The following is a 26,985-nucleotide window of genomic DNA, read 5'->3' on the forward strand; positions in this document are numbered from 1 at the left end:
TTTAACAGTGCTAGATCCCAAAAATAGGAGGACGTTATGGACACGATTACAGCTATTATTTTAGCAATTGTCGAAGGGATCACTGAATTTATTCCTGTATCTTCGACCGGACACATGATCTTGACTACGAAGCTATTAGGCTTCGCTGAGCAAGATTCAATTATGAAGACTTATGAAATTGTAATTCAACTAGGGGCGATTTTGGCGATTGCACTTGTTTACCGCAAGCGAGTGCTCAATTTGCTAGGGATTGGACGTAGTAGTTCAGGCAGAGGAGGCGTTATGCCGGCAGCCCGTCTGAACTTAATTCATGTGATTCTTGGAATTGCCCCAGCACTTGCTGTGGCATTTTTTGCCCGCGACTTTATCAAAAGCCTCTTTGGAGCTTCGACTGTACTCTGGGCGCTTGTCGCCGGAGGGATTCTAATGATTGTTGCAGAATGGGTGAACAGACGAAAAATACGTATTACTGCCCACGAACTGGATGATTTGTCTTATGGACAGGCGCTGGCGATTGGATTGTATCAGATTATTTCGGTACTTTGGCCGGGCTTCTCCCGTTCCGGGTCTACGATTTCTGGGGGGATGTTAAGCGGAGTCAGCTATAAGGCTTCTGCGGATTTTTCCTTCCTCATAGCCATTCCTATTATGTGTGCGGCTTCCGGGTATGAACTGCTCGATTCGTATAAAAACTTCACAAGTGAGACGATTGGTTATTTTGTAATTGGATTTCTGATTTCCTTTGTAGTGGCATATTTAGTAGTCATTTTGTTTATGAAATGGATTCAAAAGATTCGATTAACGCATTTCGCGATTTATCGATTTATTCTTGCTGCTGTATTCTGGTTGTTTATTATGCGTTAATGCCCGTGGCATAGATCTGGACACATCTGATTTTCTTTAAGGTACACCTGTCTGAATTTCCAAAGAAACGGTATAGACAAAGCGTGTGACCCAAGGATTTCAATACAGAATAGCATTTTACCGTTAAAGGCAGGAGTGAGTTTAGTGCGTTTAGTATCCGTGAATCAACTTCAAGCAGGCATGAAATTAGGTAAAAAAATATATAATGATGAAGGTCTAACTCTACTCGCGGACGGGGTGGAGCTTACGGATGCATTGATCAAGCGTCTCGCTAGAATTGATATCGGCTATATCTACATAGAGGATTCTGTCACGGACGATATTGTGATTACTGGTATACTCCAGGATGAGACGCGCAATCAAGCCCTAAAGGTGATTCGTAATCAATTTCAGCAAATGTCCGGGAATTCAGGAATTACTAAGGGTCTGTATCATTTGGACAAAAAATTTTCTAGGATCATGGACAACATTTTAGACGATATGTCTTTACAAGAAGATCCGATGATCATGCTGATGGATATGCACACTGCTGATAACTATTTATATGTCCATTCCCTGAATGTCTGTTTGTACACTTTGGTGCTTGGCATTGCTCACGGGTATAGTAAAGAAGAACTTCGGGTAATTGGGCTAGGTGCGCTGCTGCATGATATTGGAAAGACACAAATCCCGATAAAAATCGTACAGAAACCCGGCAGACTTAGTGATGAAGAATTCCGCCATATGCAGGCTCATACTGAGATCGGGTTTCAGATTCTAAAGGAGGAGCCGAATATCCCGCTGCTCGCAGCACATTGTGCCTTGCAGCATCATGAACGCATTGACGGTTCAGGATATCCTCGCGGATTAACTGGACCCCAAATCCATGAATATGCCAAGTGGCTGGGTGTAGCGGACTCCTACGATGCCATGACTTCCAATAGAGTCTACAAAAAGGCTATGCTGCCGCATCAAGCCGTGGAGGCACTTTATGTTGGTTCCGGTACTTTGTATGAGCAGAAGCATTTAGAGTTGTTTAGAGATCGCGTAGCTATCTATCCGCTGGGTCTTACGGTGAAGCTCAGTACGGGGGAAAGCGGGGTTGTGGTCAAAATAGATCCAAGTACGCCTCACAGACCCACCGTACGTGTGATTACGGGTCCTGAAGGAGAGAAAGTCGTACCGTTTGAACGAGATCTGAGTAAAGCCCTCTCCGTTGTTATAGTTGACGTCGCAGAACAAGGTGATTCTCTAGGAACGCCAAATTGATAATTTATAGCAGCGTGGAGAGAAGATTAGGCTTGTCCGAAGATATGTCGGAAGCCTATTTTTCGTCTCGCTGCTTTTATTTTTTTGAAATGTGAAGCGAGTAAAGAGTGCCAGAGAGACATCAAAAGTGCAGTTTTTTTGACTATCGTGGTATGATATAGGGTAAGTCATCGTTCTTTCTTCATGATTTTGGGTTAATAATAGGAATAAGATTTAAAGGAGCTAGTACAAATGAATGTTTTTAGACCATTAACATCTTCACCGAGGGAGCTGTCGCCAAGTTACGATCCATGGGATCCAATCACTTCTCTACGTAAGCATGGCCGCCATGTGCTAACGAGTGTGGAATTCACTGTAACCAATTTATGCAACATGCGTTGTGAGCACTGTGCTGTAGGGGATAGTTTAAGCTCCAAAGAAGGAGAAATGCTACCGCTTAAGAATATGCTGGACCGTTTAGAGGAAGTTGAGCATCTCGAGACCATTAGTATTACGGGCGGTGAGCCCATGTTCCGCGCTGGAACGGTGGATAATGTCATTGTACCATTGTTAAAATACGCCAAGGAGCGGGGAATCAGATCACAAATTAATTCAAATCTGACGATGCCGTATTCCCGTTATGAGAAGCTGCTTCCGTATCTGGATGTTATGCATATTTCATTTAATTATGTGAACGGTGACGATTTTCATGAAGTCGGTTTTGCGAACAGTGGTCATGCGGTTGCCAAGGAAGCCGCTTACCGGCTATATAATACAATGATTGAGAACTCTCGCCAACTAAGTGAGGATGGTATGTTAATTTCTGCGGAAACTATGATTAATTACCGTACCCACACTAAGTTGCCTGAAATTCATAAGCTGATTCTCGACATGGGAGCAAAACGGCATGAGGTTCATCCGATGTACAATTCGAGCTTTGCTTCCGCTCTGCCAGTGTTATCTTTAAATGAAATGCGGACAGCGATCCATTCGTTACTGGACCAGCGTGATCCAGAGGTATGGATGCTATTCGGCACGCTTCCGTTTTTTGCTTGTAGCTTCATTGAGGAAGATCAGAAGTTATTAAGAAGAATGCGTACAGAGAAGAATGTTACACTTCGTAATGATCCGGATGGTCGGAATCGTGTGAACGTAAATATGTTTACTGGAGATGTTTTTGTTACAGATTTCGCTGATATCGCAGCCTTTGGCAACATAGACAACCAAAAACTGGATGATATATTTATCGATTGGCAGACCAAGCATCCGCTGAACCAGAAGGTGAACTGTTACTGCGATGCAGCAGGTTGTTGCGGACCTAATCTGTTAGTAGCGGATATGTATTATCCGGAAGTTGATTTCAAAACTAGAAAAGCGATTAATCTGTAGAAATGAGGCGTTGTTAAAGTGGTGCATACGGAATTTGAAGTAGGGAGATTAATGCTTAATCTTTTGCTTGTTCTGGTGCTCGTATTATTGAACGGTATTTTTGTAGCAGCGGAGTTCTCATTAGTTAAGGTCAGGCAGTCTCGTCTGACCCAACTTGTCAGTGAAGGCAATAAAATGGCTGGATATGCGCTCAAGGTAAATAAGAAGCTGGATTCGTACTTATCTGCCACCCAGTTTGGGATTACACTTGCGTCGCTGGGGTTAGGTTGGGTCGGAGAGCCGGCCATTTCGGAGCTGCTCGTCGAACCGTTAATGTACAAGATGGGAATTACCGATGGTACTCTGATTTCTACCGTTTCTGTTGTTATCGGATTTTCGATTATTACATTTTTACATATTGTACTTGGTGAGCTTGCACCGAAATCACTTGCCATTCAAAGAACAGAAGGGTCCGCTTTATTGCTCTCGGCTCCTCTGATGTTCTTCTATAATTTGTTCATGCCTTTTATTTGGGTACTGAATGCATCGGCGAATGCATTGCTTCGTTTAGTGGGTGTTGAGCCTGCAAATGAGAGTGAGGCCGCCCACTCTGAAGAGGAAATTCGCATCCTGATGAATCAGAGTGCTAAGAGTGGTGTCATTGATAAAGATGAGATGAAGCTGATGGATAACATCTTTGAGTTCTCAGATCTTCTCGCTCGTGAAGTCATGTTGCCTCGTACGGATATGGATGTGCTGTACAGCAATCTTTCGCTCGAAGAAAATATGAAGATTATTACCGAAACGAGACATTCACGTTATCCGGTTGCTTTTGAAGATAAGGACCGTATTATTGGTTTTATTCATATTACCGACCTGTTGTTTGCTCCACCTGAGCAGCAGAATGATCTTACGACGCTGGTACGACCGATCCTTAACGTACCGGAGTCGATGGAGATTAGCCATACTCTGCGATTTATGCAGAAGAACAAAGCTCAGCTAACGCTGGTTGTCGATGAATACGGAGGTACAGCTGGTCTACTGACAGCAGAAGAAATTCTGGAAGAAATCGTAGGCGATCTGCATGACGAATTTGAAGATGAGCGTCCTAGTGTGGAACGCAACGGAGAGTATATTTCTGTTGAAGGCCGGATGTTGATTGAAGATGTTAACGATCTTACAGGTGTAGTGATCGAGGATGATGAAGTGGATTCTATCGGAGGCTGGTTGTTTAAGGAGCTGGAAGGGAATCCAAGCAAGGGAAAACGAGTGAAGGTTGAGGATGTTGTTTTTGAAGTTGAGGAATCGACGAGACTGCGGATTACCAGAATTAATATTCATCATGAACCGCGCGCCGAGGATGAAGAAAACTCTTCAGAACAAGATGAGGATAAAGAATAACCTATTGAAATTTGTAACGTATTGTTCCGGGTGATCAAGGATAAAATGAACTCCTCCTGCTAGAGCTGTATAGCTCATGACAGGGGGAGTTTTTTGTGGACACATAAAGGACATAACGCTCGACTATGCTAATGATTATATATGGTTTGAAAGCGGGGTCTAGATTGAAAAAGAAACTTCTTCTCGTTGAGGATGAAATTCGTATTCGTGAACTGGTGTCTGATTATTTCATACAGAATGATTGGGAAGTCCTTGAAGCGGATAATGGAAGAGATGCATTGGTTTGGTTTGACTCACTGTTGCCGGATCTGCTGATTTTGGATATCATGATGCCTGCTAAGAATGGCTTCGAAGTATGCCGTGAAGTTCGTGAAAAATCAGCTGTACCTATCATTTTGTTAACCGCCAAATCCACAGATGACGACAAAATTTACGGATTTGAATTAGGGGCGGATGATTATGTTACAAAGCCATTTAGTCCAAAGGTGCTGGTAGCCCGGGCAAATGCGCTTATGAAGCGAGTTGAAGGCACCCATCAGCCTGAATCTAGCATAATAAAATTTGGTTCCGCGATGTTTAATACCTTGGCTCATCGTTTAGAGGTAGAAGATGCGGAAGTGGAGCTTACCCCTAAGGAATACGATCTTTTATGGCTATTAATACGAAATAAAGGGATTGTCATTTCAAGGGATACAATCCTTAGCCGGATCTGGGGAATTGAATTTGAAGGAGATTCCAGAGTTGTGGACAGTCACATCAAAAAGCTGCGCAGTAAATTGGGTTATGAATCACGTTTTATTCGTACGGTGATTGGCACAGGGTACATGTTCGAGGAAGAGGTATGAGAAGACGGGGGATTACTTTTAAACTGTTTGTGATGACCGTTATCTTTTTCCTTTGCTTCTATGGCATGGTGATTCTAAGCCAATTGCTGTTATTTGACAATTTCTATCAGAAGCAAAAAGAGCACCGTGTAGAGAAACACCTTAAGAGCTTTGCTGCAAGATATATAAGCGAGCCGTGGGGAAGCACTCGGACCTCCCAGGAGCTCGTTCGGTTTATGCTGCGGAATAAAACACAAATGGTTATTTTGAAGCTGGATGGAAAGATGAATTCGGAAGATCCATTTCATATAAAGTTAATCGATGATGATGGGAAGAGTATGCTTGTCTCTTTATCCCTGTTCATGAATCAGTACGGAGATGCGCTTAGAGCAGCGAACATTAAAGTAGATGATCAGTTGAGCGTTGAAGGCGAACTACTGGATGAAGACGATTCTTCACCCGTTATCCTCTACCCCATAAGTATTACGAAAAAAGGGGGCGGAACAATAGGGGATGCGGAAGAGAGTGGGATGATTCATGCATCTGGTACAGTTGCAGAAATTGTTCTGCCTGATCTGAAAATATGGAATCCACGCCAGGGAATATTGTTTGAGGCGCTAGAGGAATGGTTTCCTTTGACACCGGCGCAGATAGACGACTTCGAAAATTTGAAAATGCAGAAGCAAGACTGGATTGCTCCCTGGAGTGGGAGTCGCAATTCTGTGATTATTTTGCCCCTGAAGCAAAGTACCGGAGAAATAGAATTACTATTCACAGTCACCTCATTACAGGAAGTCAAGGATTCGAACGAGGCATTGCGTTGGTTCTTTTTATATCTGGGAATTGGCGGCATTGTTCTAATTCTGGTTCTTTCTCTCTTTTTTTCAAAAATGGTAACACGCCCGCTTATTAAGTTAAACAACATAGCCAAACGGATGGTTTCTCTGGACTTTACAGGGGACACATCGATTCGGCAGAAGGATGAGTTAGGCAGCCTGTCTAACAGCATGTTCACCTTATCGCTAAGTCTGGATGCTGCTTTACGAGAGTTAAGAGAGGCCAATCAGCAGCTAGTTGAGGATATGGAGCAGAAACAAAGAATGGAGATCATGCAGCAGGACTTTTTTGCCAACGCCTCGCATGAATTGAAGACACCGCTCAGTATTATTAAAGGTTTTGCCGAGGGATTGGAAGACGGCGTTAGTGCAGGCAAACAGGATCACTATATTAAGGTGATTATTGAGGAAGCAGATAAAATGGAGTTTCTTGTTAAAAACATGCTAGATCTAGCGCGGTTGGAGTCGGGCACGATTAAACTTCGGAAAACTTCCTTTATGTTAAGTGAACTGACGGAAAAGGTGACGGACAAGCTGGTTCACTTGCTGAGTGAAAAACATTTGGAGGTCATTATTATTCCTGCAAATGAATTACCGGTCTATGCTGATGTGAACTGGATCGAACAAGTGGTACTAAATTTTATGACCAATGCTATCAGACATGCGGAAGAGAGAAGCTCCATCACCGTTAATATTGAGAGTCATGCCCAGACTATTGTATTCACTATTCAAAATATAGGAGAATCAATTCCTGAAGATCAGCTGGAGCAGATCTGGGAACGGTTCTATCGGTCTGAGCCCTCTCGCAGTCGAATGACGGGCGGTACGGGTCTGGGGCTTTCTATTGCGAAGCGAATACTAGATATGCACGCTTGTGTTTATACAGTGAAAAATACGGAGAAAGGTGTCAGCTTTACTGTGACCTTTGAAAGTTAAGTGAATCATTAAAAATACTATATTGAAAGGGGTGAAATCGTATGAAATTGAATTGGTTGCCTTCAATGTGCACACTTGCAAACTTAGGACTCGGATCCCTATCCTTGTATTTCACGATTCAGGAACGATATAGTCTGGCCTTATTGATGATATTACTCGCAGCAATATGTGATGTATTGGATGGATTACTGGCAAGAATACTGCATTGTACCAGCGAATTCGGTAAACAATTGGACTCATTGGCGGATATTATATCCTTTGGTTTAGCGCCAACCTTCCTTATCTTGTTGTATAAGCTAGAAGATGCTCACTGGATTGGACCTGCAGTTTCGGTTTTCTTTTTGATCTGTGGTGCACTTCGTTTGGCCAGATTTAATCTGTCGGCGCCTTCCAAGGGGTTCGTGGGGATGCCGATTACTGCTGCCGGAGTCATTCTGTCGATGATTTCTTTACTAGATGAACGTATGAAACCAGGTCTGGTCATCGTGTTAATGGCATTACTATCCGTAATGATGGTCAGTCGTATCCCTTTTCCGTCCCTTAAAAAATCCTTCAACAGGAAGTGAAACACCCATGCCTTGGATTATTGAGATCATTTCGCAGTACGGATATTTAGCCATATTTGCTCTTATGGCACTTGGGATTATCGGACTTCCTGTACCTGATGAGGTATTAATGCTGTTTGTAGGTTATTTATCCTCCGTTATGGTTTTGGATTTTTCACTTTCGGTATTGGTTTGTTTCATGGGATCTATCACAGGGATGCTTATCAGCTATACTATTGGTTTAAGACTAGGGCAACCTGTGGTAGAAAAATTCGGCAAGTGGGTGGGGCTTACACCCAAGCGTTTTGCCAGTATGAGAAGATGGTTTTTGCGGTTCGGTAACTGGACTCTTTTTATTGCCTATTTTATTCCCGGTCTGAGGCATGTATCAAGCTATATTTCTGGTATCAGTGCTATGTCTTTCAAAAAATATATACTCATAACGACTGCAGGAGCGCTAACCTGGTCACTTCTTTTTGTTTCCATCGGCTTTTTTGTGGGGGCTAGGTTTTCCTTTTTATAGTCATTGGATGATCAGCATCATTAATCGCAATCGAATGGAGCAAGATCAATGAATGTATTCAAGCGATTCTACGCGAACATAACCACCAGACGCTTTTTAATTCTCGCACTTATCGGGCTGCTGCTGTACAGTGTTCGAGGGATGCTTAATCTGGTGTTGCTGACGTTTTTGATTGCTTTTGTCATGAACAGCTTTCAGATCTTGCTTAGTAAAGGAATTGGTAAATTTGTGAAGGTTAACAGTAAGGTGATTATTGTCATTTTATACCTCGCTTTAATCGCTGTGATTGTACTGGCCCTTGCTAAATATCTTCCAAAAGTATTGGAGCAGATTAAGCAATTAACCATCTTCCTTACCAATCTCAAATCAGACGACCTCCCGCAGAACAAGATTACATTGTATTTGTATGATATGTTCAAGGACCTAAACTATCAGATTTACATCAAAAGAGGCATCGATTATGTGCTGAAGGCTAGCAACTGGGGCGCGACTTTCGTTGTATCGACCATTCTAAGCTTTGTGTTTATTCTCGAGAAGAACCGGATCGTCAGTTTTACTTCTAGGATGAGAGAGAGCCGGATTGCCTGGTTTTATATAGAGCTGGAGTATTTCAGCCGACAATTGATCGTTTCCTTTGGGAAAGTAATTGAAGCGCAAATTCTCATTGCCTTGTTCAATACCTGCCTTACTGTTATTGGCTTATGGTTGCTTAACTTCCCATATTTATTTGCCCTGTCGATCTTGATTTTTTTGCTCAGTCTCATTCCAGTGGTTGGTTTTTTGATTTCACTCATTCCGCTCTTAATCATCGGCTACAATATCGGCGGTCTGACAACAGTCACTTATGTGCTGGCGATCATTGCGGTGTTGCATTTTATCGAAGGCTATTTCTTGAATCCCAAGTTGATGTCCACAAAAATGAATTTGCCGATGTTCTACACCTTCAGCGTGTTATTGTTCTCTGAGCATTATATAGGTGTCTGGGGACTTATTCTTGGCATTCCCATCTTTGTATTTATGTTGGATATCCTTGAGATTAAGCACGAGGATTCTTTCAAGGGAGCGAACCCCTAAGCATAATACTAAAAAAAAGGTCCAATTGAAAAGCTGTTTCCGGTATATTTCCGGGGACAGCTTATTTGTCGTGCAAATTACACGAAAAGTTCAAGCCTAGGGGATTTTTTTGTAAATAACGTTTTATATTGTGTTCTGCTGTCATAAGTTAGCTAAGGAAGCAATGTTCAGATTCTTCAAAGAAGGAACAGGAACAAAGGAGGTACGAAAAGATGGAATCACAGGTACGGAGGTACACCCCCTTTAGGGGCCCGTTTGATCCTTGCCCGCCGGTGCCGTTCAAGACTTATGTAGTTCCACCCAATCAGTTCGTTAATTTTCAGCCGCCAGATTTACCTCAGTTTAGTTTGCAGGAGGCTCTAAGGGTTGGCACGTTATGGCCAGCATTTTACAGCCCGTATGAGTCCAAGTGCAAAGGAGGAGGGAAATAGATTATGGAGGCAAATCCATGCGATCAACGTTATTATGAATTGCTTGAGCAGCTGCAGACTCTTGACTTTGCCTTAGTGGAGTTGAACTTATATCTAAATACTCATCCTGATGATTTGAGAAGTATTGAACAATTTAATCAGCTGACTCAGGAACGTACGAAGCTCGCGAATCAATTCCAGGAATTATATGGTCCGCTGCAGAATTTTGGCAGAGCCTATTCGAAATGTCCGTGGGAATGGAATCAGACGCCTTGGCCTTGGCAGGTGTAAGAAGAGTGCAACTGTAAGGAACTAAATTTCTAGAGGAGGGGAAGTTTCCGAATGTGGATCTACGAAAAAAAACTGCAATATCCGGTACGGGTCGGTAAATGTGATATCCGGATGGCGCGTTATTTAAGTGAGCAATATGGAGGAGCGGATGGCGAGCTCGCCGCAGCCCTGCGCTATATGAATCAAAGATACACGATCCCAGATAAAGTGATTGGCGTTTTGAACGATATTTCTACTGAGGAATTCGCCCATTTGGAAATGATAGCCACTATGATTTATAAGCTGACGAAGGACGCTTCGGTATGCGAGCTAGAGGAAGCTGGGCTCGGTCCACATTTTGCGCAGCATGATCACGCGTTGTTCTATTCGAACTCTGCCGGCGTACCTTTTACAGCAGCCTACATTCAAGCTAAGGGTGACCCGCTGGCTGATCTTTATGAGGACATTGCAGCGGAAGAAAAGGCCCGGGCTACATACCAGTGGCTGATTGACATGACAGATGATGTGGATCTGCAGGATAGCCTTAAGTTCCTGAGGGAGCGGGAGATTATCCATGCGATTCGGTTTAAGGAAGCGGTACAGATTATTATTGATGATCGGAATCAGAAGCGGGTATTTTGAGTGATACTAAAAAAGAGTAAAGCGACCAATAGGTCACTTTACTCTTTTTTAAATGTATACAGGTCACAATCCCTTTATATAGAATGAAAAGAGTCTGCATGTAGTTAAGAGTATGCTCGTATACACCAGCACAAAGAAACCAAATAACCACAAGAATGCTTTAATAAAAGGGATTCAAGCAGATGGATCACCCCAAAGTAAACTAGTAACATGAGCTGTGGTGTTGTAGCTGTTTCAATGATTCTAATCGCATAGCTGTAAAATAGTAGCTCCGCACCAACAACGGAACGGAGCTAAACAAATTTAAGACTTATTCAGACTCTGGTCTTTTTACCTGAAGTGGTGGAGGAATTAACCACCCTTTTTTCTTGCTCAAATTGAGGATTTTAACGCCTATCGCTGCTTTAGTTAGGTGATATTTTGCAAATAATGCACCGATATCTTCTCTGATAGAAAGACCCATAACCTGGCTACAAGCTATCAATCCTGCAGCAGTGTCAGCAGCAATTTTAGCAGCAATCTCGGGATCTGTGAATCGTGCACCTACAGGAATATCCTCAAGCTTGGTTTCGGGTCTATTTGGCATCGTTGGTGCTGAAGCAATCCCGTTATCTGCTAGCAACGTATCACATTCACTAACTTCAAGCTCGGCTTGATCAATTAATGCACCTAATACTTTTTTGAGGTCATTATCGCCGGCATGATACAAGTAAGCTCGGTAACACGAAAGGGCACCCTTTGCTACCATCGAAGCTTGCCATACGCCAAAAATCTCTCCATAATGCATCGGTTCATCCTTGGGGTTGCCACCTAAAATTCCTGTCATAAGAAAGCTCCTTTATATTTAAATTTAAACGTATGTAGTATGCCCATAAATGTTCAGATGTTGCAGTTTTCGTCTGCTTCAAGAAAATAAGAGCTATCCCAAAACTATTAAATAGCTCCTTTGGTTAGCTCTTAATTAACAATCAAAGATAAGTTCATGATTTCCTCCCTGAGAAATTATGCAGAAACTGCTCAGCAGAACAAAATGATATAATGAAGAAACGTGGTTAATGGCATAAATGATCAGATTGTTGATCAGCGAAGGAGAGAGCCTGATTTGAAGAATACTATTATCGAATACTGTTTGAAAAAGAAAGGGGCGACTCAGGAGCATCCGTTTGGACCCACTCCATTGGTCATCAAAGTGGCTGATAAAATGTTCGCACTTATTTTTGAGGAAACAGGGAAGGTTGTTCGCTTAAACTTAAAATGTGACCCGATTATTGCGGAGAACTTAAGAGAGCAGCATGATTGCGTACGACCAGGCTTTCATATGAACAAAAAGCACTGGAATTCAATCATGATCGATGGATCCTTGCCGACGTCGGATGTCTTTGACATGATTGACCATTCCTACGATATGGTTGTCAAAAAGCTTCCTAAAAGCCTCCGAGAAGCTATAGTGGAAATGAATTAATGAATAATCAAATGAAGGATCGTTTTGCCAACCAAAGTATACCCAAGCTTATTTTCTTATTGGCTATTCCTGCCGTTATAGCTCAGCTAATCAATGCCATGTACAGTGTAGTTGATCGGATGTTCCTCGGAAGGATGGAGGAGGGGGGAACGCTAGCCTTATCCGCTATAGGAATTTCTTTTCCGATTATTATGTTGATTTCAGCATTTGCCGCTCTAATCGGAGCTGGAGGGGCTCCCCTAGCGTCCATAAAGATGGGCGAAGGTGAACATAAAAAAGCTGAAGAATTACTAGGAAGTTGTTGTACTATGCTACTAATGGCATCCGTAATCCTGACAGCTTTGTTTCTTATCTTTAAGTCCCCATTCTTAACGTTATTCGGAGCGAGCCACGCTACATTGCCGCTAGCCGACGATTTTTTAAGCATATATCTTATTGGTACTGTGGCAGTGCTTATTTCTTTAGGGTTGAATCCATTTATTGCAGCACAAGGATATGCCAAAACAGCCATGCTCACGGTATGCATTGGTGCGGTTGTGAATATCGTCCTTGACGCCATTTTTATTTTTGAGATGAATATGGGAATTAAGGGAGCAGCATTGGCTACTGTCATTGCACAATTTATTTCAGCTACTTGGGTATTGGGGTTCTTAGTCTCTAAACGAGCTCATCTGCGCTTGCGTCTATCGAACATGCGTATTAAACCTAAAGAAGCCGCTAAGGTACTTGCATTGGGACTATCTCCATTTATTATGATGTCGACCGAAAGTTTAATTCAAATCGTGTTCAACACGTCCTTAGCTAAATTTGGAGGCGATATGTACGTTGCTGCCATGGGGATTATGGGAACACTGATGCAGATCTTTGGGACGTTGTTATCTGGTTTTGCGCAAGGGGCACAACCTATTATTAGCTATAATTATGGAGCTCGCGATTTTGCACGTGTAAAATCCACCATTTTATATTGCAGTGTTTTTTGTGCTGCTTTTGGATTGTCGATGTGGAGCATAGCCATTTTTGTTCCGCAGTTGCCCATTATCATTTTTACTAATAATCCTGAGCTTGTGGCTCTGACTGCTAGATTAATGAAAATATTCTTCCTTGGCACCTGTATTTTTGGTATTCAATTAGCTTTTCAACAAGTATTTATTGCTTTGGGACAAGCACGAGTTTCTATTTTTATCGCGATCTTGCGTAAGATTATCTTGCTTATTCCATTAGTACTTTTGCTCCCGACATTTATTAGCCCGAAAACAGATGCAGTGATTATTGCTGAGCCTATTGCTGATTTTTGTGCGGCACTGACTTGCTGTGTTTTATTTGGACTAACGATAAAGAAACTATTTAAAGATAGATCTGATAACGCTGGGATGGTCTGAAAAAATCTATAATAAACGATCGGAAGCAGATGTTCTGAGGGATGTTACGCTTTCCTATCCTATTACAACAGCCTACATTCAAGCTAAAATCATATTTCAAACAAAAGCCGGCAAGCTTCCCTTAGGAGCTTGCCGGCTTAGTTCGTGATTTACATATATGGAGGCTGGGATGCCCAATTATTTAGCTTACTCTATTCTTTGTAGCAACGAATTGCTGGTTTAGCTCGGAGTAGTTAAGTTCAGCAGTGTGGTTCAAGTTCATATCAGCGATGGACAAGTTCTCCTGTAAGGAGATATATACAGCGAACATACCGGCCGCTTTGATCGCTTCTACCCCGGCGACTGCATCTTCTACCCCGACGCAGAATTGCGGATCTAGCCCAAGCGAGGCCGCGGCGGTCAAGAATACTTCCGGGTCTGGTTTGTTGCGGGCAAGCTTGGCTGCATCTACAATAACTCCGAAATCTTTCTCCATACCTAGAAGACGGATAACTGTAAAGGCATTTTTGCTTGCGGAGGCAATGCCGGTCTTTACGCCGTGGGCCTTCAGCTCGGTGAGTAATTCAGAGATGCCAGGCAGCACATCGGCCGGGGTTACCTGCTGAATGAGCTGCTGATAGAACTCATTTTTGCGGGTCGCCATCTTCTCCATCTCTTCGGGAGAGTAAGTGTGCGGAATTGCTGCTTGTCCAAGCAGCAATTCCAGTGAAGCTATGCGTGATACACCTTTCAGGTTCTCATTGAACTCTCGGGTGAACGGAAGTCCCAGTTCTTTCGCGATCATGCCCCAAGCCTGATAATGATATTCTGCGGTATCCGTAATAACGCCGTCTAGATCAAAGATTACGGCTTGAATTTGAGAGGCTGCATTCATTGTGTTGTGCTCCTTATGAATTAGGCTTGTAGTGCCTGAGTTAACGGTTTATCGTTGCCCAGAGTCACTGATTGGCCGTAGAGAATTAGATCAAGTGCTTCACCCTCTAACAATTCCAGCTCCACGCCTTCCTCGCGAATGGTTACAGCAATGAGACGCCCGCGGAAGGTGAGCCGGAAGTTGTATTTCTGCCAGCCAGTTGGTAGGGACGGAGCGAGCGATAGGCCGTTTTCCTTAAGACGTGTTCCGGCAAAACCGTACACAATGGCCATCCACGTTCCACCCATATTGGCGAGATGTAATCCGTCTTTGGTGTTGCCGTGTGTATTATCGAGATCCAGTCGTGCAGTCTCGATAAAGTAGTTATACGCCTTGTCCTTGTACCCGATTTTCGAGGCCATGATGCTAAATATGCAAGAGGACAGAGAAGAGTCATGGGTAGTGATTTGCTCATAATAATCATACGATTTGCGAATCGTTTCTTGCGACTGCTCGTCTTCCAGCAAGTAATGAGCCAGCACGGTATCCGCTTGCTTGCAGACCTGATAACGGTACAGGGTAAGCGGGTGGTAATGCAGCAGCAGCGGATGTTTCTCCGGTGGTGTATTCTCGAAATCCCAGACTGCTTTGCGTAAAAAAGTATCATCCTGCGGGTTAATGCCTAGCTTCTCATCGTAAGGGAGGAACATGGCATTCGCCGCTTTCATCCAGCTATCCGCTTCCTGTTCAGTAACATGCAGTCGGATACACAGTGCTTGGAAGGCAACCTTGTCATACGCCTGAAGCCGAGCGAAACTGCGGGCGGCCCATTTTAAATTATGTTTGGCCATTACATTGGTGTAATAGTTATTGTTCACCAGACAAGTGTACTCATCTGGACCGGTTACTTCGTCAATGTGGAATTTACCTTCGTAAAAATGACCGATTTCCATCCACAACCGCGCGGTCTCAAATAGCACCTCTGCGCCGTATTGGAGCAAAAAGGCGTCATCTTCTTCCGCCAGAAGATATTGGATATAGCTATAGGCTACATCGGCACTGATATGATATTGGGCTGTGCCGGAAGGGAAGAAGGAGGAACATTCTGTACCTGAGATCGTCCGCCATGGGAACAATGCCCCTTGGGCATGGCCCATTTCTTTAGCTCGTTCCCGTGCTTCCCCCAGCTTGGAGTACCGGTATAACAGGAGCTGCCGGGCCAAATCAGGAGAAGTCATTAGGAACACGGGGAACATATAAATTTCCGTATCCCAGAAATAATGGCCTTCGTATCCTTCTCCGGATAAACCTTTGGCAGAGATGTTGCTATGCGCGTCGCGTCCGGCTGATTGCAGCAGTTGATAAAGGTTGAAACGTATACCCTCCTGAAGCGACAAGTCGTTCTCAATGACTACATCGGAACGCTTCCAGAAGTCAGCCAAATAATGCGCCTGCTGTTCCAGCATGTCTTCAAAGGAGAGGGGCTTCAATGATTCCTGTACCTGAATACCGGTATCCACAAGCATTTGTTCATGTCGTAGTGTATCGGTATAGACATTCCATTTGGTCAGCGATAGTGGCCCAGACAAGGAGGAGGTTGCAGTCACTGTAGCATTGGTTTCTCCTGCCTGAGTTTCAACTTGCCAGTCACCTACCCATTCATGACGGGTGACACAGGAGGTTCGCAGACCCGAAGCCATCGTCTCATTCTCCAAGCATACATATTCACCCCGAGCTTCGCACGCTACTACGCTCAGTCGTTTGGAATGTCCTGCAGCTACACGCGGGTCATTCGGATTCGTATAATTGCTAACATCGCCGTTTACACGGGATACAACTTGGATTGGGCCATTGAAATTGACAGGCTCAACAGTCAGATGAATGGCAAAAAGTTCACGGGTAGTGAAAGAAACGAGTCTCCGGAAATGCAGCTTGAGTTCTTTACCGGAGGGGGATTTCCAGTGGATTTTACGCTCCGAGTATCCCTTGTCCAGATGGAGGTTACGCTCATAGGCGAGGACACTCTCTGCTGTAAGTGCAAATGGCTCCATATCTTCGCCTATATAAATATTTATCCCTTGGGAATCTATAATATTAACCAGCTTTTGCTGGGTACCTGGAAAGGCGAATAGCTTCTCCCCATAGGGAATGTCAATCACATCGTGAAAGGCGTTCAAATATGTTCCGCGGATACTGCGGATTTCTTTATCGGAATACCCTTCTTCAAAATTGCCACGCACGCCCAAATATCCATTCCCCAAAGCAAAAATACTTTCTAAATTCAGCAGGGTATCTGCCGACAATCCCTGATTGGCAATGCTCCAGCTCATGCTTATGTTTCCTCCCTTGATGGTTATGATTTGAATTTTAAGTCTGAAAGGGCTAGAATTATACTAAATTATTTAGGATATTATCAAAATTTTTAGGTGAGGTTAACACATATGGATCAACTTAAAGGACAACATAAACTGCCGGAATATTGGTCCACACGTTCTGTGGATCTGTCAGAGGGATTTGTCCATCCTCCGCTGGATTATGAACATGAGCTTTTGGAAGCAATTCGACTCGGTGACGAGAACCGGGCACTGGAAGCACTGCATAGAATTAACGCAATGGAAGCTGCTACGCTAGCCCGATATCCGCTGCGTTCCAAGAAAAACGCTATGATTGCATCCTGCACCTTGTTTACACGTGCGATTATCCGGGGTGGTGTTGACCCTGAGACAGCTTTTCAGCTGAGTGATACGTTCATTCGTGCGGTGGAAGCTACGACGGAGCTTGAGGCACTTCATCGATACGAATATGAAATGGTCCTGCAATTCATTACAGTGATGCGCCAGCAAAAGGAGAATCTTCACTATTCACATATTGTCAATCTATCCGTATATTTTATACGCGAGCATTTGTTTCAAGATTTGAACCTTAGCCTGATCTCTCGGCATGTCGGTGTGCATCCCAGTTATTTGTCCGACCGCTTCAAGCGTGAAACGGGCATGCCGCTCACGGAATTTATCAACCGGCGTAGAATTGAGGAGTCGCAGTCGATCCTCATTCACACGAATCAGTCTATTTCCGAAATCGCTTTGATGTTTAAATTTTGCAGCCAAAGTTACTATACACAGTTATTTAAAAAATACACGGGCTTGACCCCGAAGCAGTTTCGCCGGGACGGTGGAGCAATTACGAAATGAGAGAAATCGAATCATTAATGATCTCTAAAAGTTGCTGTCCATGCTTCCCTGGTTGGGTACTGGATAGCTCTTTTTACGTTTCAGCTTCAATAGCCAAACTCGCCTTTCTCCGCTATAAATGAGATTATAAATCCACTAAATAAGTAAGAGAGATGATCAGATGGCCATTTATTTGGAATTCCCACGACTTGATAAAGCCTTTCCGTACCGCTGTATTGAGAACGATGGCAGTATATTAACTACACCACATTGGCATAAGGAAATGGAAATTATCTGGATTGTCAAAGGGAAAGTGAACCTTGGAGTAAATGACCAGCCGATGCAGCTAAAAGAAAATGAGTTCGTCTTCATCAAAGGTGGAGATATTCATTATGTGATGGCTTCACCTAAAAGTGAGCGGCTGGTCTTCCAATTTGACCTTAGTTTTTTTCAGGACGTGATGGTTCTGAATAACACACCTTTTTCGCTGGAGGAGCTGTTTGCCTCAATTGAACCGTATTCCACGTACTGGAGACCGGATATTCAGAAGAAAATTGTTCAGTTATTGGATAAGCTTTACCAGGAAGGCAAGGAACAACAGATCGGTTACGCATATGCTATCAAAAGCCTCTTGTGTGAGCTGATCACTGTTATGTATCGCGAAATGGATCATTTTAAGCCGCGAATGGTTACCAATAAGCCTTATTCCCGTGAAATTCTCGAGCAGTTGTCTATGGTCTTCCAGTATGTGGAGAAAAACTATACCCATCCTATCAAACTTTCGGATGCTGCGAAAATTCTAGGCTTCACTCCATCGTATTTCACCAAATTCTTCAAGAAGCATACCGGCAAAACCTTCGTCACCTTTTTGAACGAATACCGGATTGATAAGGCGAAGTGGATTCTCCTCAATGAAGATGATCCTGTGACAGAGATTGCCGGTAAGGTAGGCTTCGGAAGTACGAAGACTTTTTATCGTTTGTTTAAGGAAAGTATTGGTATCGCTCCTCTGCAATATAAAAGCTCAACCATCAAAGTTGCTTTTGGACAGGACCAAATATGAGAACAATTTGACAAAATCAAGGGATTCAATCTCCTCCAGCAAGCCTTATTATAGGCATAGGCAACTAAAGAAAACAGGTTGGTGCTTATAAATGAGAGCATTTACAAACTGTTAGCAACTTGGAGGTTTATTATGAAATTATCCCGAGATTTCCTGTGGGGCGGCGCTATTTCGGCAATACAGACCGAGGGTGCGCATTTGGAGGATGGCAAAGGTCTATCCAATTTTGATGTTCTGCCAATGAATGACCGTCGTTTGAAAGACGTAATGATGGACGAGGATAATATTTTTACAGAAGAGGGCCAACATTATCCGAGCCATACGGGGATTCATTTCCGAGAACATTACAAAGAGGATATCGCCATGCTGGCGGAAATGGGTATCAATGCATTCCGATTCTCTATCTCTTGGCCGCGTTTATTTCCGAATGGGGACGAAGCAACTGCGCTGGAGTCAGGCCTCGCATTTTATGAGAGCATTTTGGACGAGCTTGAGAAACATAACATTGAGCCAGTGATTACTATCAGTCACTTCGATTTGCCGATGCATTTAGTTGAGCATTACGGGGGTTGGGCGAGCCGCCAAGTGGTAGGTTTTTACGTCAACTATGCCAAGACGCTACTTAGCCGATTTGGGCACAGAGTGAAATATTGGATTCCATTCAATGAGATGAATATGGTCCTGCATATCCCTTTTATAGGAGGGGGCTTAACCTTCACAGCGGCTGACAACAAGCTGGAGAAAAAATATCAGGCTGCGCATCATCAGCTTCTAGCTAACGCTCTGACTGTGGAAGCGGGCAAGCAAATGGTTCCGGGTATTCAGTTTGGCTGTATGCTAGCGGCTGGAAAGACCTATCCATATACATGTAAACCGGAGGATGTATTCGCTTCTCTGGAAAGTGACAAACATACACTATTCTTCTCTGATGTGCAGGTATACGGCAAATATCCAAATTATATTGCACCGTATTTTGCCAAGCATAAGATCAACATTCACACGGAACCGGGAGATTTTGAAATTCTGAAGAACAATACCGTAGATTTTGTCTCCTTCAGCTATTACTCAAGTGCTTGTACGGCTGCATCCACGGAAGGACTGGAGACTCGTCGTACAAATGGTTTTGAGACGGTAAAAAATCCTTATCTGCCACCTAGTGGGAGTGTGTGGCAAATAGATCCGATCGGACTTCGTATAACAATGAATCAATTGTATGATCGTTACCGAATTCCGTTGTTTATCGTCGAGAATGGCCTTGGGATCGCTGATGAACCGGATAAGGATTTTCATGTTCAGGATGATTACCGGATTGAATACCTGTCCAATCATTTACGCAACATGAAGGATGCTGTGGAACAGGACGGAGTAGAGTTAATTGGCTATCTGTCATGGGGCTGCATCGACTTGGTTAGTGTAAGTGAGGGCAAAATGTCCAAACGTTACGGATATATTTATGTGGACGCTGATGACTATGGTAACGGTACTTTTAAACGTTATAAAAAGGCCAGTTATCACTGGTATAAAAAAGTGATTGAATCAAATGGGGAGTGCCTCTAGAGAGGTCTCTATATTCGGAAGCTGTGGTCCTCTGGAAGAGGACTAACGGCTCTGTGATTTTCAAAGCACTCGAATGAAAACGGTTAAAGGGGAAGAGCATATGAAAAAAGAATACAAGCAAATTGCTGAACAAATCATACATCTGGTCGGCGGGAAGGAAAATATCATTGATCTGGAACATTGCATGACTCGTTTGCGGTTCCGTTTAAAAGACAATGATAAAGCCGACAAGGAAGCATTGAACCGGTTGGAGGCTGTAGCGGGGGTGAACGTAACGTCCGACCAATATCAGGTTATTATCGGCAATGAAGTAAATGCTGTATATAAAGAAATTATTGATCTTAATGTGCAGAGTGTTGATGACAGCGGTTCCGGTAAGCCTTCGGGGAACGGCAAAACCAAGGGAGTAATAGGCCAGGTCATTGACACGATTACCGGTTGTATGACACCAATGATTCCGGCATTAACGGCTGCAGGGATGATCAAGGTCATTCTGTCACTGTTGACCACCTTCGATCTGATGTCTCCAGAAGCAGACACCTATCGAATCTTGGATATTATCGGAGATGCTGCATTCTATTTCATGCCGATTCTGTTAGCGGTTAGTGCTTCCCGGAAATTCAGAGTGAATACTTCAGTTGCAGTTATCGTCGCTGGTGTTCTACTCCATCCTAACTTCTCTTCCTGGGTGGCTTCCAAGGATCCGATATCCTTCCTAGGAATGACGGTTCCATCTGTTATTTATGCAGCATCAGTCATTCCTGTCCTGCTGACAGTATGGATGATGTCCTATATTGAAAAATATATAGACCGAATCGTTCCTAATATGCTGAAAATTCTGTTGAATCCAACGCTGCTGCTGCTGCTCATCAGCGCACCTTTGGCCCTTATCGTTGTCGGACCGCTGGGGAATTATGCAGGACAAGGACTGGCTTATGTGATCGAATTGATGCAAGGAACGCTCGGTTTTGTCATGGTGGCTCTCCTTGCTGCCGCATTCCCGTTCATTGTTATGACCGGGATGCACCATGCGCTCACACCGATTTTTATCTCTGCCTTCGCAGCTACCGGGCAGGAAGCGTTAATTCTGGTCGCTCAGATTTGTGCGAACCTTGCTCAGGGTGGGGCTACACTAGCCGTTGCCATTCGCTCTAAGAGCAAATCGATGAAGCAATTAGCTTCTGCTTCATGGATTTCTTCAACGATGGGTATCACAGAACCAGCTTTGTATGGTGTAACCTTGAAGTTGAAGAGACCGATGATTGCCGCTGCCATCTCAGCGGGCATCGCGGGCTGCTTCGCTGGGATTGTACATGTTACCTTGTATGTACCGCAGAACAACCTTATGGCACTGCTTGCTTTTTCCGGAGAAAAAGGAACTTCAAACATTATATATGGTGTAATTATGATGGTTGTTTCCTTTGTCGCAGCATTTCTGCTATGCCTCATGCTCGGTTTCAAAGATATAGAGGATGATACACTAGTATCAGCTCCGGAGTCGGGTAACAAGTTCGTGCAGGATTCGATAAACCATGAAGTAAACTTCAATGCTGTAGAAATGGACAAGGGTAATGCTACATTGTTGTCCAGTCCGATGTCAGGTAACGTATTGCTGCTCTCTGCGGTGCCGGATGAGGCGTTCGCAAGTGGGGCGATGGGCAAAGGACTGGCGCTGGAGCCTTCTTCAGGCCAGGTAGCTTCACCTATTGACGGTATAGTTGCTACCCTAGCTAAATCGAAACATGCTATCGCTATTGTAGGCCATGATGGTACAGAAGTATTGATTCATGTGGGTATAGATACGGTTAAGCTGAAAGGGAAATACTTTAACACTCGGGTTCAGCCGGGTGACACGGTGAAGGCAGGCGACATCTTGATGGAAGTTGAACTGGAAAGCATCCGCCGTGAAGGCTTCAGCATTATTACACCGATCATCATCACGAATACGACTGAAACGACAGAAGTCATAAATCAGGCGGGTACTTCTGTGAAGATAAAAGAAAAGTTTGCCTTGGTTACACGTTAATAATAGGAAGTGATAGGGCCGATCCTGTTTTTTAGGATCGGCTCTTTGTTTTGTTACTGGAAGAGGTGCCGCTGCTAAAGTTAATCTTTCCGAATACTTCATACGCGAGCACCTGTTTCAGGATTTGACCTTTAGAGTGATCTCTCGGCATTTTAGTGTGCATTCTAGCGGTTTGTCTGAACCCTAAGAGTTTCACTGGTACAGTAGAGCTATTTTAATTGTATAAAGTACAACTAATATGAGAGAGTAGCTACTGATTCGATAAATAAGTGTAATTTGTACAACTAAAAATCCCGATCACACTCAATTTTCTTCATTTTCTATTAAATAAGTGTACATTGTGCAACTAAATGGGTGTTGACGTCAGATAGAGAAATTATAATTGTATAAAGTGCAACTATGGGGGCTGCCTAGACAGTTAGGACTAATCTAACTTTACATAACCTGCCACGAAGAAAAGATCGATATCCGTTAGGCTTGTAAGATAGATGTTTTAACAATAAGTCTTTAAAGCTATGGTTATCCATTAGGTCGGACTCAACCTTTTGTATCGGGATAAATAAGAGGCTGGCCTGTTGTACGGCTTCCACTTGAGATTGGATCATAACCTCTTGCACGAACTCAATATCTCCAAATAAAGACAAGGGGAGCAGAAGCGCAATAACAAGGATTTCTCTGTCCCCACGCTAGAAGAAACCTTAAAGGGAAATGGCGCGTTTATTGCAAAGGATGGAGAGGTAATTTCGACCATACATTTTGACTCGCAGACTTCGGATAGGATCTTGAAGTTAATCGAAGAATTTGAAGCCACTTATTTGATTGACAGTCACTGGGACTATGCGTATTCGGGTTCCCATGACCATCCCATTCGTAAAAATGTAGATCCAGAGCAACGCGCCAAAAATGTTAGTCTATCTGAGCTGGATGAGATTGTGAAAGTAGTTTTTTTGAGTAGTCTGAACAGGTGGGTAACGGAGAAGAGCAGATTGTTAGAAAAATAATGAAGCTGGCGGAAGGGCTGCGATCTACATTTAGTGCTGATCACTAGCTCAAATGCCATTGTTGCATACACCATACGCGTGGGAATGATGGCTTTAAGTATGAATGGACTATGATTGCGGACTGTATAGTGGCTATTACATGATTTTGCTTCTTTTGGCGGAGTATACGGACTCAGGAGCCGTTATGTGGTTAAAAAGTACTCTTTTCTGCGCAAAAATAACTCAATAACGCCCCGGGAGTCAGCAAGGGATCTTCCTCGGTCAATCGCACAATATCTCATTAGCTCGTTTGCTCGGTGACACTTAACTCAGCAGCTCAATAGCTCGGAGTCCATCAGCTGACCTAGCAAGGATAACGAGAACATAGTTCAATAAAAAACCTGCCATTAAATCGGCAGGTTTTGGCTGTATAAGCTGAAATAAGTGCAACAACTATTAGGTTAGATAAGTTCTTGGCGGCGATGTAAATAACGATAGAGAACACAGCCGGATATGGCGCATATCGCCGCACATAATCCGATAAATCCATAGCCAGCTTGAAGTCCGCGCAGCAAGCCTGTTTGCGTCTCCGCACCGTACAGCCGCTTCACACCTTCGATCACAGCACCTATAGCATAGTTGCCGATTACGCTACCCACTCCCATTAACGTGACTGTAAATGTGATGGCGGTGTCGCTGCCGTGAGGGTACCTTTTTGCGATGAAAGCCATAACGGTAGGATAAATCATCGCAATACCGATCCCTGCTGCGGCGAATAGAAAGGCGAACTTTTCTCCACCCAAAATTGCGGCAAAGGTACACAGGGCAGAGAAGGCTGAAAATATAATGAGCGATAGATTAAATCCAATCTTATCTGTAACCGGTCCCAGCAGGAGTCTTGCTAACGAGAAGCAGAGAAAGAAGGTGGACAGCATTCCAGAAGCTGTAACCGTATCCCACTTGTATGCTTTTTCAAGAAAATTTACGAGCCATCCGCCTACGGCAAGCTCCGATACTACACCGAAGGACAGGATTAGAACCATTAGCCATAAAGCCGGATCACGGACCAGTGATTTTAGTGGAATACGGTCCTCATGCGGAAGATCGTCACCCGGAAACGTACTCCGTAAGGCAAATAGAATAGGGAGTAAAGACAAGCTAAGCATTATTAGATACATTCCACGCCAATCAATTGTATGACCGAATATACTTACCGTCATTAGCCCTGTAGCCAGAAGTGGAGCTAACGTGGAACTAAACCCGTAAAAGAAATGGGATAAGTTCATCATGGTCCCGGTATTTTTAACGAAGATACGTGCTCCCAGAATGGCAAGTCCAATCTCAAGCATTCCGTTTCCGATATACATCAGGAAGTAGGAAGCCGAGAAGAGGGGGTAGCTATGTGAGATGTAAATTAGAACGCCAGAGAATATCATGGATGCGAAAGCAATAATACTGACAGCCTTGATCCCCCACTTGCGAACCAATACAGCTGTAAAAGAACAGGCGATCAAATAACCTAGTGCGTTTAGGGATAGCAGGGTACCTAGCTGCTTTTCATCCAAATTAAAGTCAAACTGAATTCTTGGAATGGCCGGCCCTTTAATATTTTCGGATATCCCAAACACAATAAACCCTAAAAAGATCGTTGCCAATTGCATGGCATAAACCTTATTAAATCCGCCAAAGCGCTTTTTCAACGTGAGAACCTCCAGAATCGGGTATCTTTATTGCTCGGTGTCTCTATAGTACTCTTCTTTAAGTTTTTCCCAGTGTTGTTTATCGTCCTCGGTAATTTCTCTTAGCACTCTGCAAGGATTCCCCACGGCAATTACATTGTCAGGGATATCTTTAGTCACGACTGAACCTGCGCCGATGATTACATTGTTGCCGATATTTACTCCAGGATTGATTACGGCATTTCCGCCAACCCACACATTGTTTCCAATGGTAATCGGTGTACCGAATTCGAGCATACTAATACGAACGTCCGCATCAATGGGATGGCCGGCGGTATACACGCCTACTCTGGGTCCAAAAAGAACATTTTCACCAATCGTTACTTTTGCTACGTCCAGGATAATGCAGTCGAAATTAGCATAAAAGTTATTGCCAACGGTAATATTGCTGCCATAATCACAGCGGAAAGGCGGCTCAATATGCAATGATTTACCGGTAGACTCAAATAATTGCTTAAGTAACTCTACTCTATATTCGCCTTGTTCTTCTGTCGTATTGTTAAATAGACGGGTGAGCATTCTGGATCTTTTGCTATCTTTAGCTAATTCTTCTCCGCCCGCCATGTAAAGCTTTCCTGCAATCATATTCTCTTTGTTTGTTGCCATTCGTAATTCCTCCTGAAGTTCTTGTTGTATTAGCGGCGCTTTTCAACCAGTTGCAACGAATAGGTCAAGCTTTCCAGCGTGATCGCAATTAATCCGTTCATGTAATAATCATCAGGACGATCCAGCACAATTAGATGAGGCATATGCTCGTCTGGAATGAATGCCAGGCAATTTTGATAGATATGTGGTATATCCTCTTGTCTAACTTGTTCGCCTGTGAGCGCTATCGTCTCAGGGTTAATAACTGCCGTCAATGAGGCAATGGTGTGAGCTGCTAAGGGGATAAATGTTTCTGTCTGCCCTAAACGAATGAATTGCTCGTCACGCGAGATTCCAAAAGGTAAAAATGAGACTTCGCCCGCGAATCTAGTATTTCCTTTGTGGATATGCCCGTCGATCATCATCCCTGCACCCGGAAAGGCACCTTTGATAAAGGTCAGCACAACTATGGTTTTGTCCTCTTCGTAATCCTGCTGCTTATAGAATCCGTAAACGGTTAGATTCATGTCATTTTCGACTGTGACTTCAACCTCGTATTTCTCTCTGAGGAGTGATTCTAAGGGAGCATGAATTAAAGTCTTGATATCACAAATATTAATGACACCTTGATGAACCAGTCCCGGGATTCCGATACCAACGGCTTTGATGTTGTTATAGGCTTGAATTAGTGTGCCTACTAAACGATCTATGGTCGTAGCATCAATACTCTCAGCTTTGATATATCCGTCATCGACACGTTGACCAACGGAATTCGTTACTGTATAGGTTAAGGATTGTAGCCCATCTTCAATTTTGGCATAGATGCATGCGATGTAGGAGAAATCAACATTATAGATGAATCTTCGAGCCGGCCGACCTCCATTCGAAGCCTCCAGCTCCGTCTCAATGACTTCACCTGTCTCCATAAGTTCATTCAGAATATTTCCGCAAGTGGCAATACTTAATCCGGTGGCGCTAGAAATCGTTGATTTGGTTCCTTCTTTCATCGACTTTAAGGCTTGCTTGATAAGCTCCTGATTTATCTTTTTAACACGAATGGAATTGTTTGCGATTTGGTTTATTTTTTTCACCTCTAGACTTTCGAAAATAGTTATTAAAAGTGTTATCAATACTATAACTTGGTGTTTTATAAATGTCTATATTAGTTGAACTTTAAATTTTTCTATTAAGGTAATTGTGTGACTGCGGTGAATGCTTGGACTTCCAGCCGCTGTTGTCCCCAGATTTCTT

25 protein-coding genes and 1 pseudogene are annotated in these 26,985 nt (G+C 43.5%); 19 read left to right on the forward strand and 7 right to left on the reverse strand.

The window, feature by feature from the left end; genetic code table 11:
• Positions 1 to 36 precede the first annotated feature (36 nt).
• The 12 genes from NST74_RS09085 to NST74_RS09140 all read left to right on the forward strand — a co-directional run bounded on the left by NST74_RS09085 (position 37) and on the right by NST74_RS09140 (position 10,920).
• On the forward strand, positions 37 to 864 hold the full coding sequence (locus NST74_RS09085; RefSeq protein ID WP_042125875.1) for an undecaprenyl-diphosphate phosphatase: 828 nt from the start codon (positions 37 to 39) through the stop codon (positions 862 to 864).
• 144 nt (positions 865 to 1,008) lie between these two features.
• Positions 1,009 to 2,112, forward strand: coding sequence for an HD-GYP domain-containing protein (locus tag NST74_RS09090; protein WP_341111621.1), 1,104 nt, complete (start codon positions 1,009 to 1,011; stop codon positions 2,110 to 2,112).
• A gap of 231 nt (positions 2,113 to 2,343) precedes the next feature.
• Positions 2,344 to 3,480, forward strand: a complete 1,137-nt coding sequence (gene yfkAB / locus NST74_RS09095; RefSeq protein WP_341111622.1) for a radical SAM/CxCxxxxC motif protein YfkAB — start codon at positions 2,344 to 2,346, stop codon at positions 3,478 to 3,480.
• 51 nt (positions 3,481 to 3,531) lie between these two features.
• The gene (locus tag NST74_RS09100) at positions 3,532 to 4,860 is read left to right on the forward strand and encodes a hemolysin family protein (RefSeq protein WP_341115857.1); all 1,329 of its coding nucleotides are present in this window, start codon (positions 3,532 to 3,534) and stop codon (positions 4,858 to 4,860) included.
• Positions 4,861 to 5,024: 164 nt separating this feature from the next.
• Entirely contained in the window at positions 5,025 to 5,705 is a 681-nt protein-coding gene (locus NST74_RS09105) for a response regulator transcription factor (RefSeq protein WP_341111623.1), read from the forward strand.
• The gene (locus NST74_RS09110) at positions 5,702 to 7,456 is read left to right on the forward strand and encodes a sensor histidine kinase (RefSeq protein ID WP_341111624.1); all 1,755 of its coding nucleotides are present in this window, start codon (positions 5,702 to 5,704) and stop codon (positions 7,454 to 7,456) included. The genes NST74_RS09105 and NST74_RS09110 overlap by 4 nt, the downstream gene beginning before the upstream one ends.
• Before the next feature lie 41 nt (positions 7,457 to 7,497).
• Positions 7,498 to 8,022: a CDP-diacylglycerol--serine O-phosphatidyltransferase gene (gene pssA, locus NST74_RS09115; RefSeq protein WP_341111625.1), complete on the forward strand. Its 525-nt coding sequence runs from the start codon at positions 7,498 to 7,500 to the stop codon at positions 8,020 to 8,022.
• A 7-nt stretch (positions 8,023 to 8,029) separates the two neighbouring features.
• Positions 8,030 to 8,524 (forward strand): DedA family protein, encoded by a 495-nt coding sequence (locus NST74_RS09120; protein WP_341111626.1) that lies wholly within the window; start codon positions 8,030 to 8,032, stop codon positions 8,522 to 8,524.
• A 48-nt stretch (positions 8,525 to 8,572) separates the two neighbouring features.
• A complete protein-coding gene (locus NST74_RS09125; RefSeq protein WP_341111627.1) occupies positions 8,573 to 9,598 on the forward strand; it encodes an AI-2E family transporter in 1,026 nt (341 codons plus the stop codon).
• Positions 9,599 to 9,810: 212 nt separating this feature from the next.
• Positions 9,811 to 10,029, forward strand: coding sequence for a spore coat associated protein CotJA (locus NST74_RS09130; protein ID WP_042125890.1), 219 nt, complete (start codon positions 9,811 to 9,813; stop codon positions 10,027 to 10,029).
• A 3-nt stretch (positions 10,030 to 10,032) separates the two neighbouring features.
• On the forward strand, positions 10,033 to 10,299 hold the full coding sequence (locus tag NST74_RS09135) for a spore coat protein CotJB (protein WP_094870385.1): 267 nt from the start codon (positions 10,033 to 10,035) through the stop codon (positions 10,297 to 10,299).
• A gap of 51 nt (positions 10,300 to 10,350) precedes the next feature.
• Positions 10,351 to 10,920, forward strand: coding sequence for a manganese catalase family protein (locus NST74_RS09140; protein ID WP_042125896.1), 570 nt, complete (start codon positions 10,351 to 10,353; stop codon positions 10,918 to 10,920).
• A gap of 111 nt (positions 10,921 to 11,031) precedes the next feature.
• Here NST74_RS09140 and NST74_RS09145 read toward each other — a convergent pair.
• Both NST74_RS09145 and NST74_RS09150 read right to left on the reverse strand, forming a co-directional pair.
• Positions 11,032 to 11,132: pseudogene (locus tag NST74_RS09145) on the reverse strand (LysE family transporter); the annotation flags it as partial.
• A gap of 98 nt (positions 11,133 to 11,230) precedes the next feature.
• Positions 11,231 to 11,746, reverse strand: coding sequence for a DUF3231 family protein (locus NST74_RS09150; protein WP_341111629.1), 516 nt, complete (start codon positions 11,744 to 11,746; stop codon positions 11,231 to 11,233).
• 276 nt (positions 11,747 to 12,022) lie between these two features.
• Here NST74_RS09150 and NST74_RS09155 point away from each other — a divergent pair, with 276 nt between their 5' ends.
• Positions 12,023 to 12,382 carry an MmcQ/YjbR family DNA-binding protein gene (locus tag NST74_RS09155; protein ID WP_341111630.1) on the forward strand — a complete coding sequence of 120 codons (360 nt, stop codon included), beginning with the start codon at positions 12,023 to 12,025 and terminating at the stop codon, positions 12,380 to 12,382.
• A complete protein-coding gene (locus NST74_RS09160; RefSeq protein WP_341111631.1) occupies positions 12,382 to 13,761 on the forward strand; it encodes an MATE family efflux transporter in 1,380 nt (459 codons plus the stop codon). Before NST74_RS09155 ends, NST74_RS09160 begins: the two co-directional genes overlap by 1 nt.
• Positions 13,762 to 13,942: 181 nt before the next feature.
• Here the strand turns inward: NST74_RS09160 and pgmB are convergent, their stop codons facing one another.
• A complete protein-coding gene (gene pgmB / locus NST74_RS09165) occupies positions 13,943 to 14,635 on the reverse strand; it encodes a beta-phosphoglucomutase (RefSeq protein WP_341111632.1) in 693 nt (230 codons plus the stop codon).
• 20 nt (positions 14,636 to 14,655) lie between these two features.
• Positions 14,656 to 16,944, reverse strand: coding sequence for a glycoside hydrolase family 65 protein (locus NST74_RS09170; RefSeq protein ID WP_341111633.1), 2,289 nt, complete (start codon positions 16,942 to 16,944; stop codon positions 14,656 to 14,658).
• A gap of 111 nt (positions 16,945 to 17,055) precedes the next feature.
• Here NST74_RS09170 and NST74_RS09175 point away from each other — a divergent pair, with 111 nt between their 5' ends.
• From NST74_RS09175 to NST74_RS09195, 5 genes are all read left to right on the forward strand, one after another.
• A complete protein-coding gene (locus tag NST74_RS09175; protein ID WP_042125904.1) occupies positions 17,056 to 17,805 on the forward strand; it encodes an AraC family transcriptional regulator in 750 nt (249 codons plus the stop codon).
• Between the two features lie 160 nt (positions 17,806 to 17,965).
• A complete protein-coding gene (locus NST74_RS09180; RefSeq protein ID WP_341111635.1) occupies positions 17,966 to 18,847 on the forward strand; it encodes an AraC family transcriptional regulator in 882 nt (293 codons plus the stop codon).
• A gap of 132 nt (positions 18,848 to 18,979) precedes the next feature.
• On the forward strand, positions 18,980 to 20,404 hold the full coding sequence (locus NST74_RS09185; RefSeq protein ID WP_341111636.1) for a 6-phospho-beta-glucosidase: 1,425 nt from the start codon (positions 18,980 to 18,982) through the stop codon (positions 20,402 to 20,404).
• Between the two features lie 100 nt (positions 20,405 to 20,504).
• Entirely contained in the window at positions 20,505 to 22,430 is a 1,926-nt protein-coding gene (locus tag NST74_RS09190; protein WP_341111637.1) for a beta-glucoside-specific PTS transporter subunit IIABC, read from the forward strand.
• 782 nt (positions 22,431 to 23,212) lie between these two features.
• A complete protein-coding gene (locus NST74_RS09195) occupies positions 23,213 to 23,431 on the forward strand; it encodes a hypothetical protein (protein ID WP_341111638.1) in 219 nt (72 codons plus the stop codon).
• A gap of 440 nt (positions 23,432 to 23,871) precedes the next feature.
• Here NST74_RS09195 and NST74_RS09200 read toward each other — a convergent pair whose 3' ends face one another.
• From NST74_RS09200 to NST74_RS09210, 3 genes are all read right to left on the reverse strand, one after another.
• Positions 23,872 to 25,071 (reverse strand): MFS transporter, encoded by a 1,200-nt coding sequence (locus tag NST74_RS09200; protein WP_341115858.1) that lies wholly within the window; start codon positions 25,069 to 25,071, stop codon positions 23,872 to 23,874.
• 66 nt (positions 25,072 to 25,137) lie between these two features.
• Positions 25,138 to 25,755, reverse strand: a complete 618-nt coding sequence (locus tag NST74_RS09205; protein WP_341111639.1) for a sugar O-acetyltransferase — start codon at positions 25,753 to 25,755, stop codon at positions 25,138 to 25,140.
• A 29-nt stretch (positions 25,756 to 25,784) separates the two neighbouring features.
• A complete protein-coding gene (locus NST74_RS09210; protein WP_341111640.1) occupies positions 25,785 to 26,741 on the reverse strand; it encodes an ROK family protein in 957 nt (318 codons plus the stop codon).
• Between the last annotated feature and the right edge of the window lie 244 nt (positions 26,742 to 26,985).

The organism is Paenibacillus sp. FSL F4-0125 (assembly GCF_038008565.1).
GTDB lineage: Bacteria > Bacillota > Bacilli > Paenibacillales > Paenibacillaceae > Paenibacillus_AQ.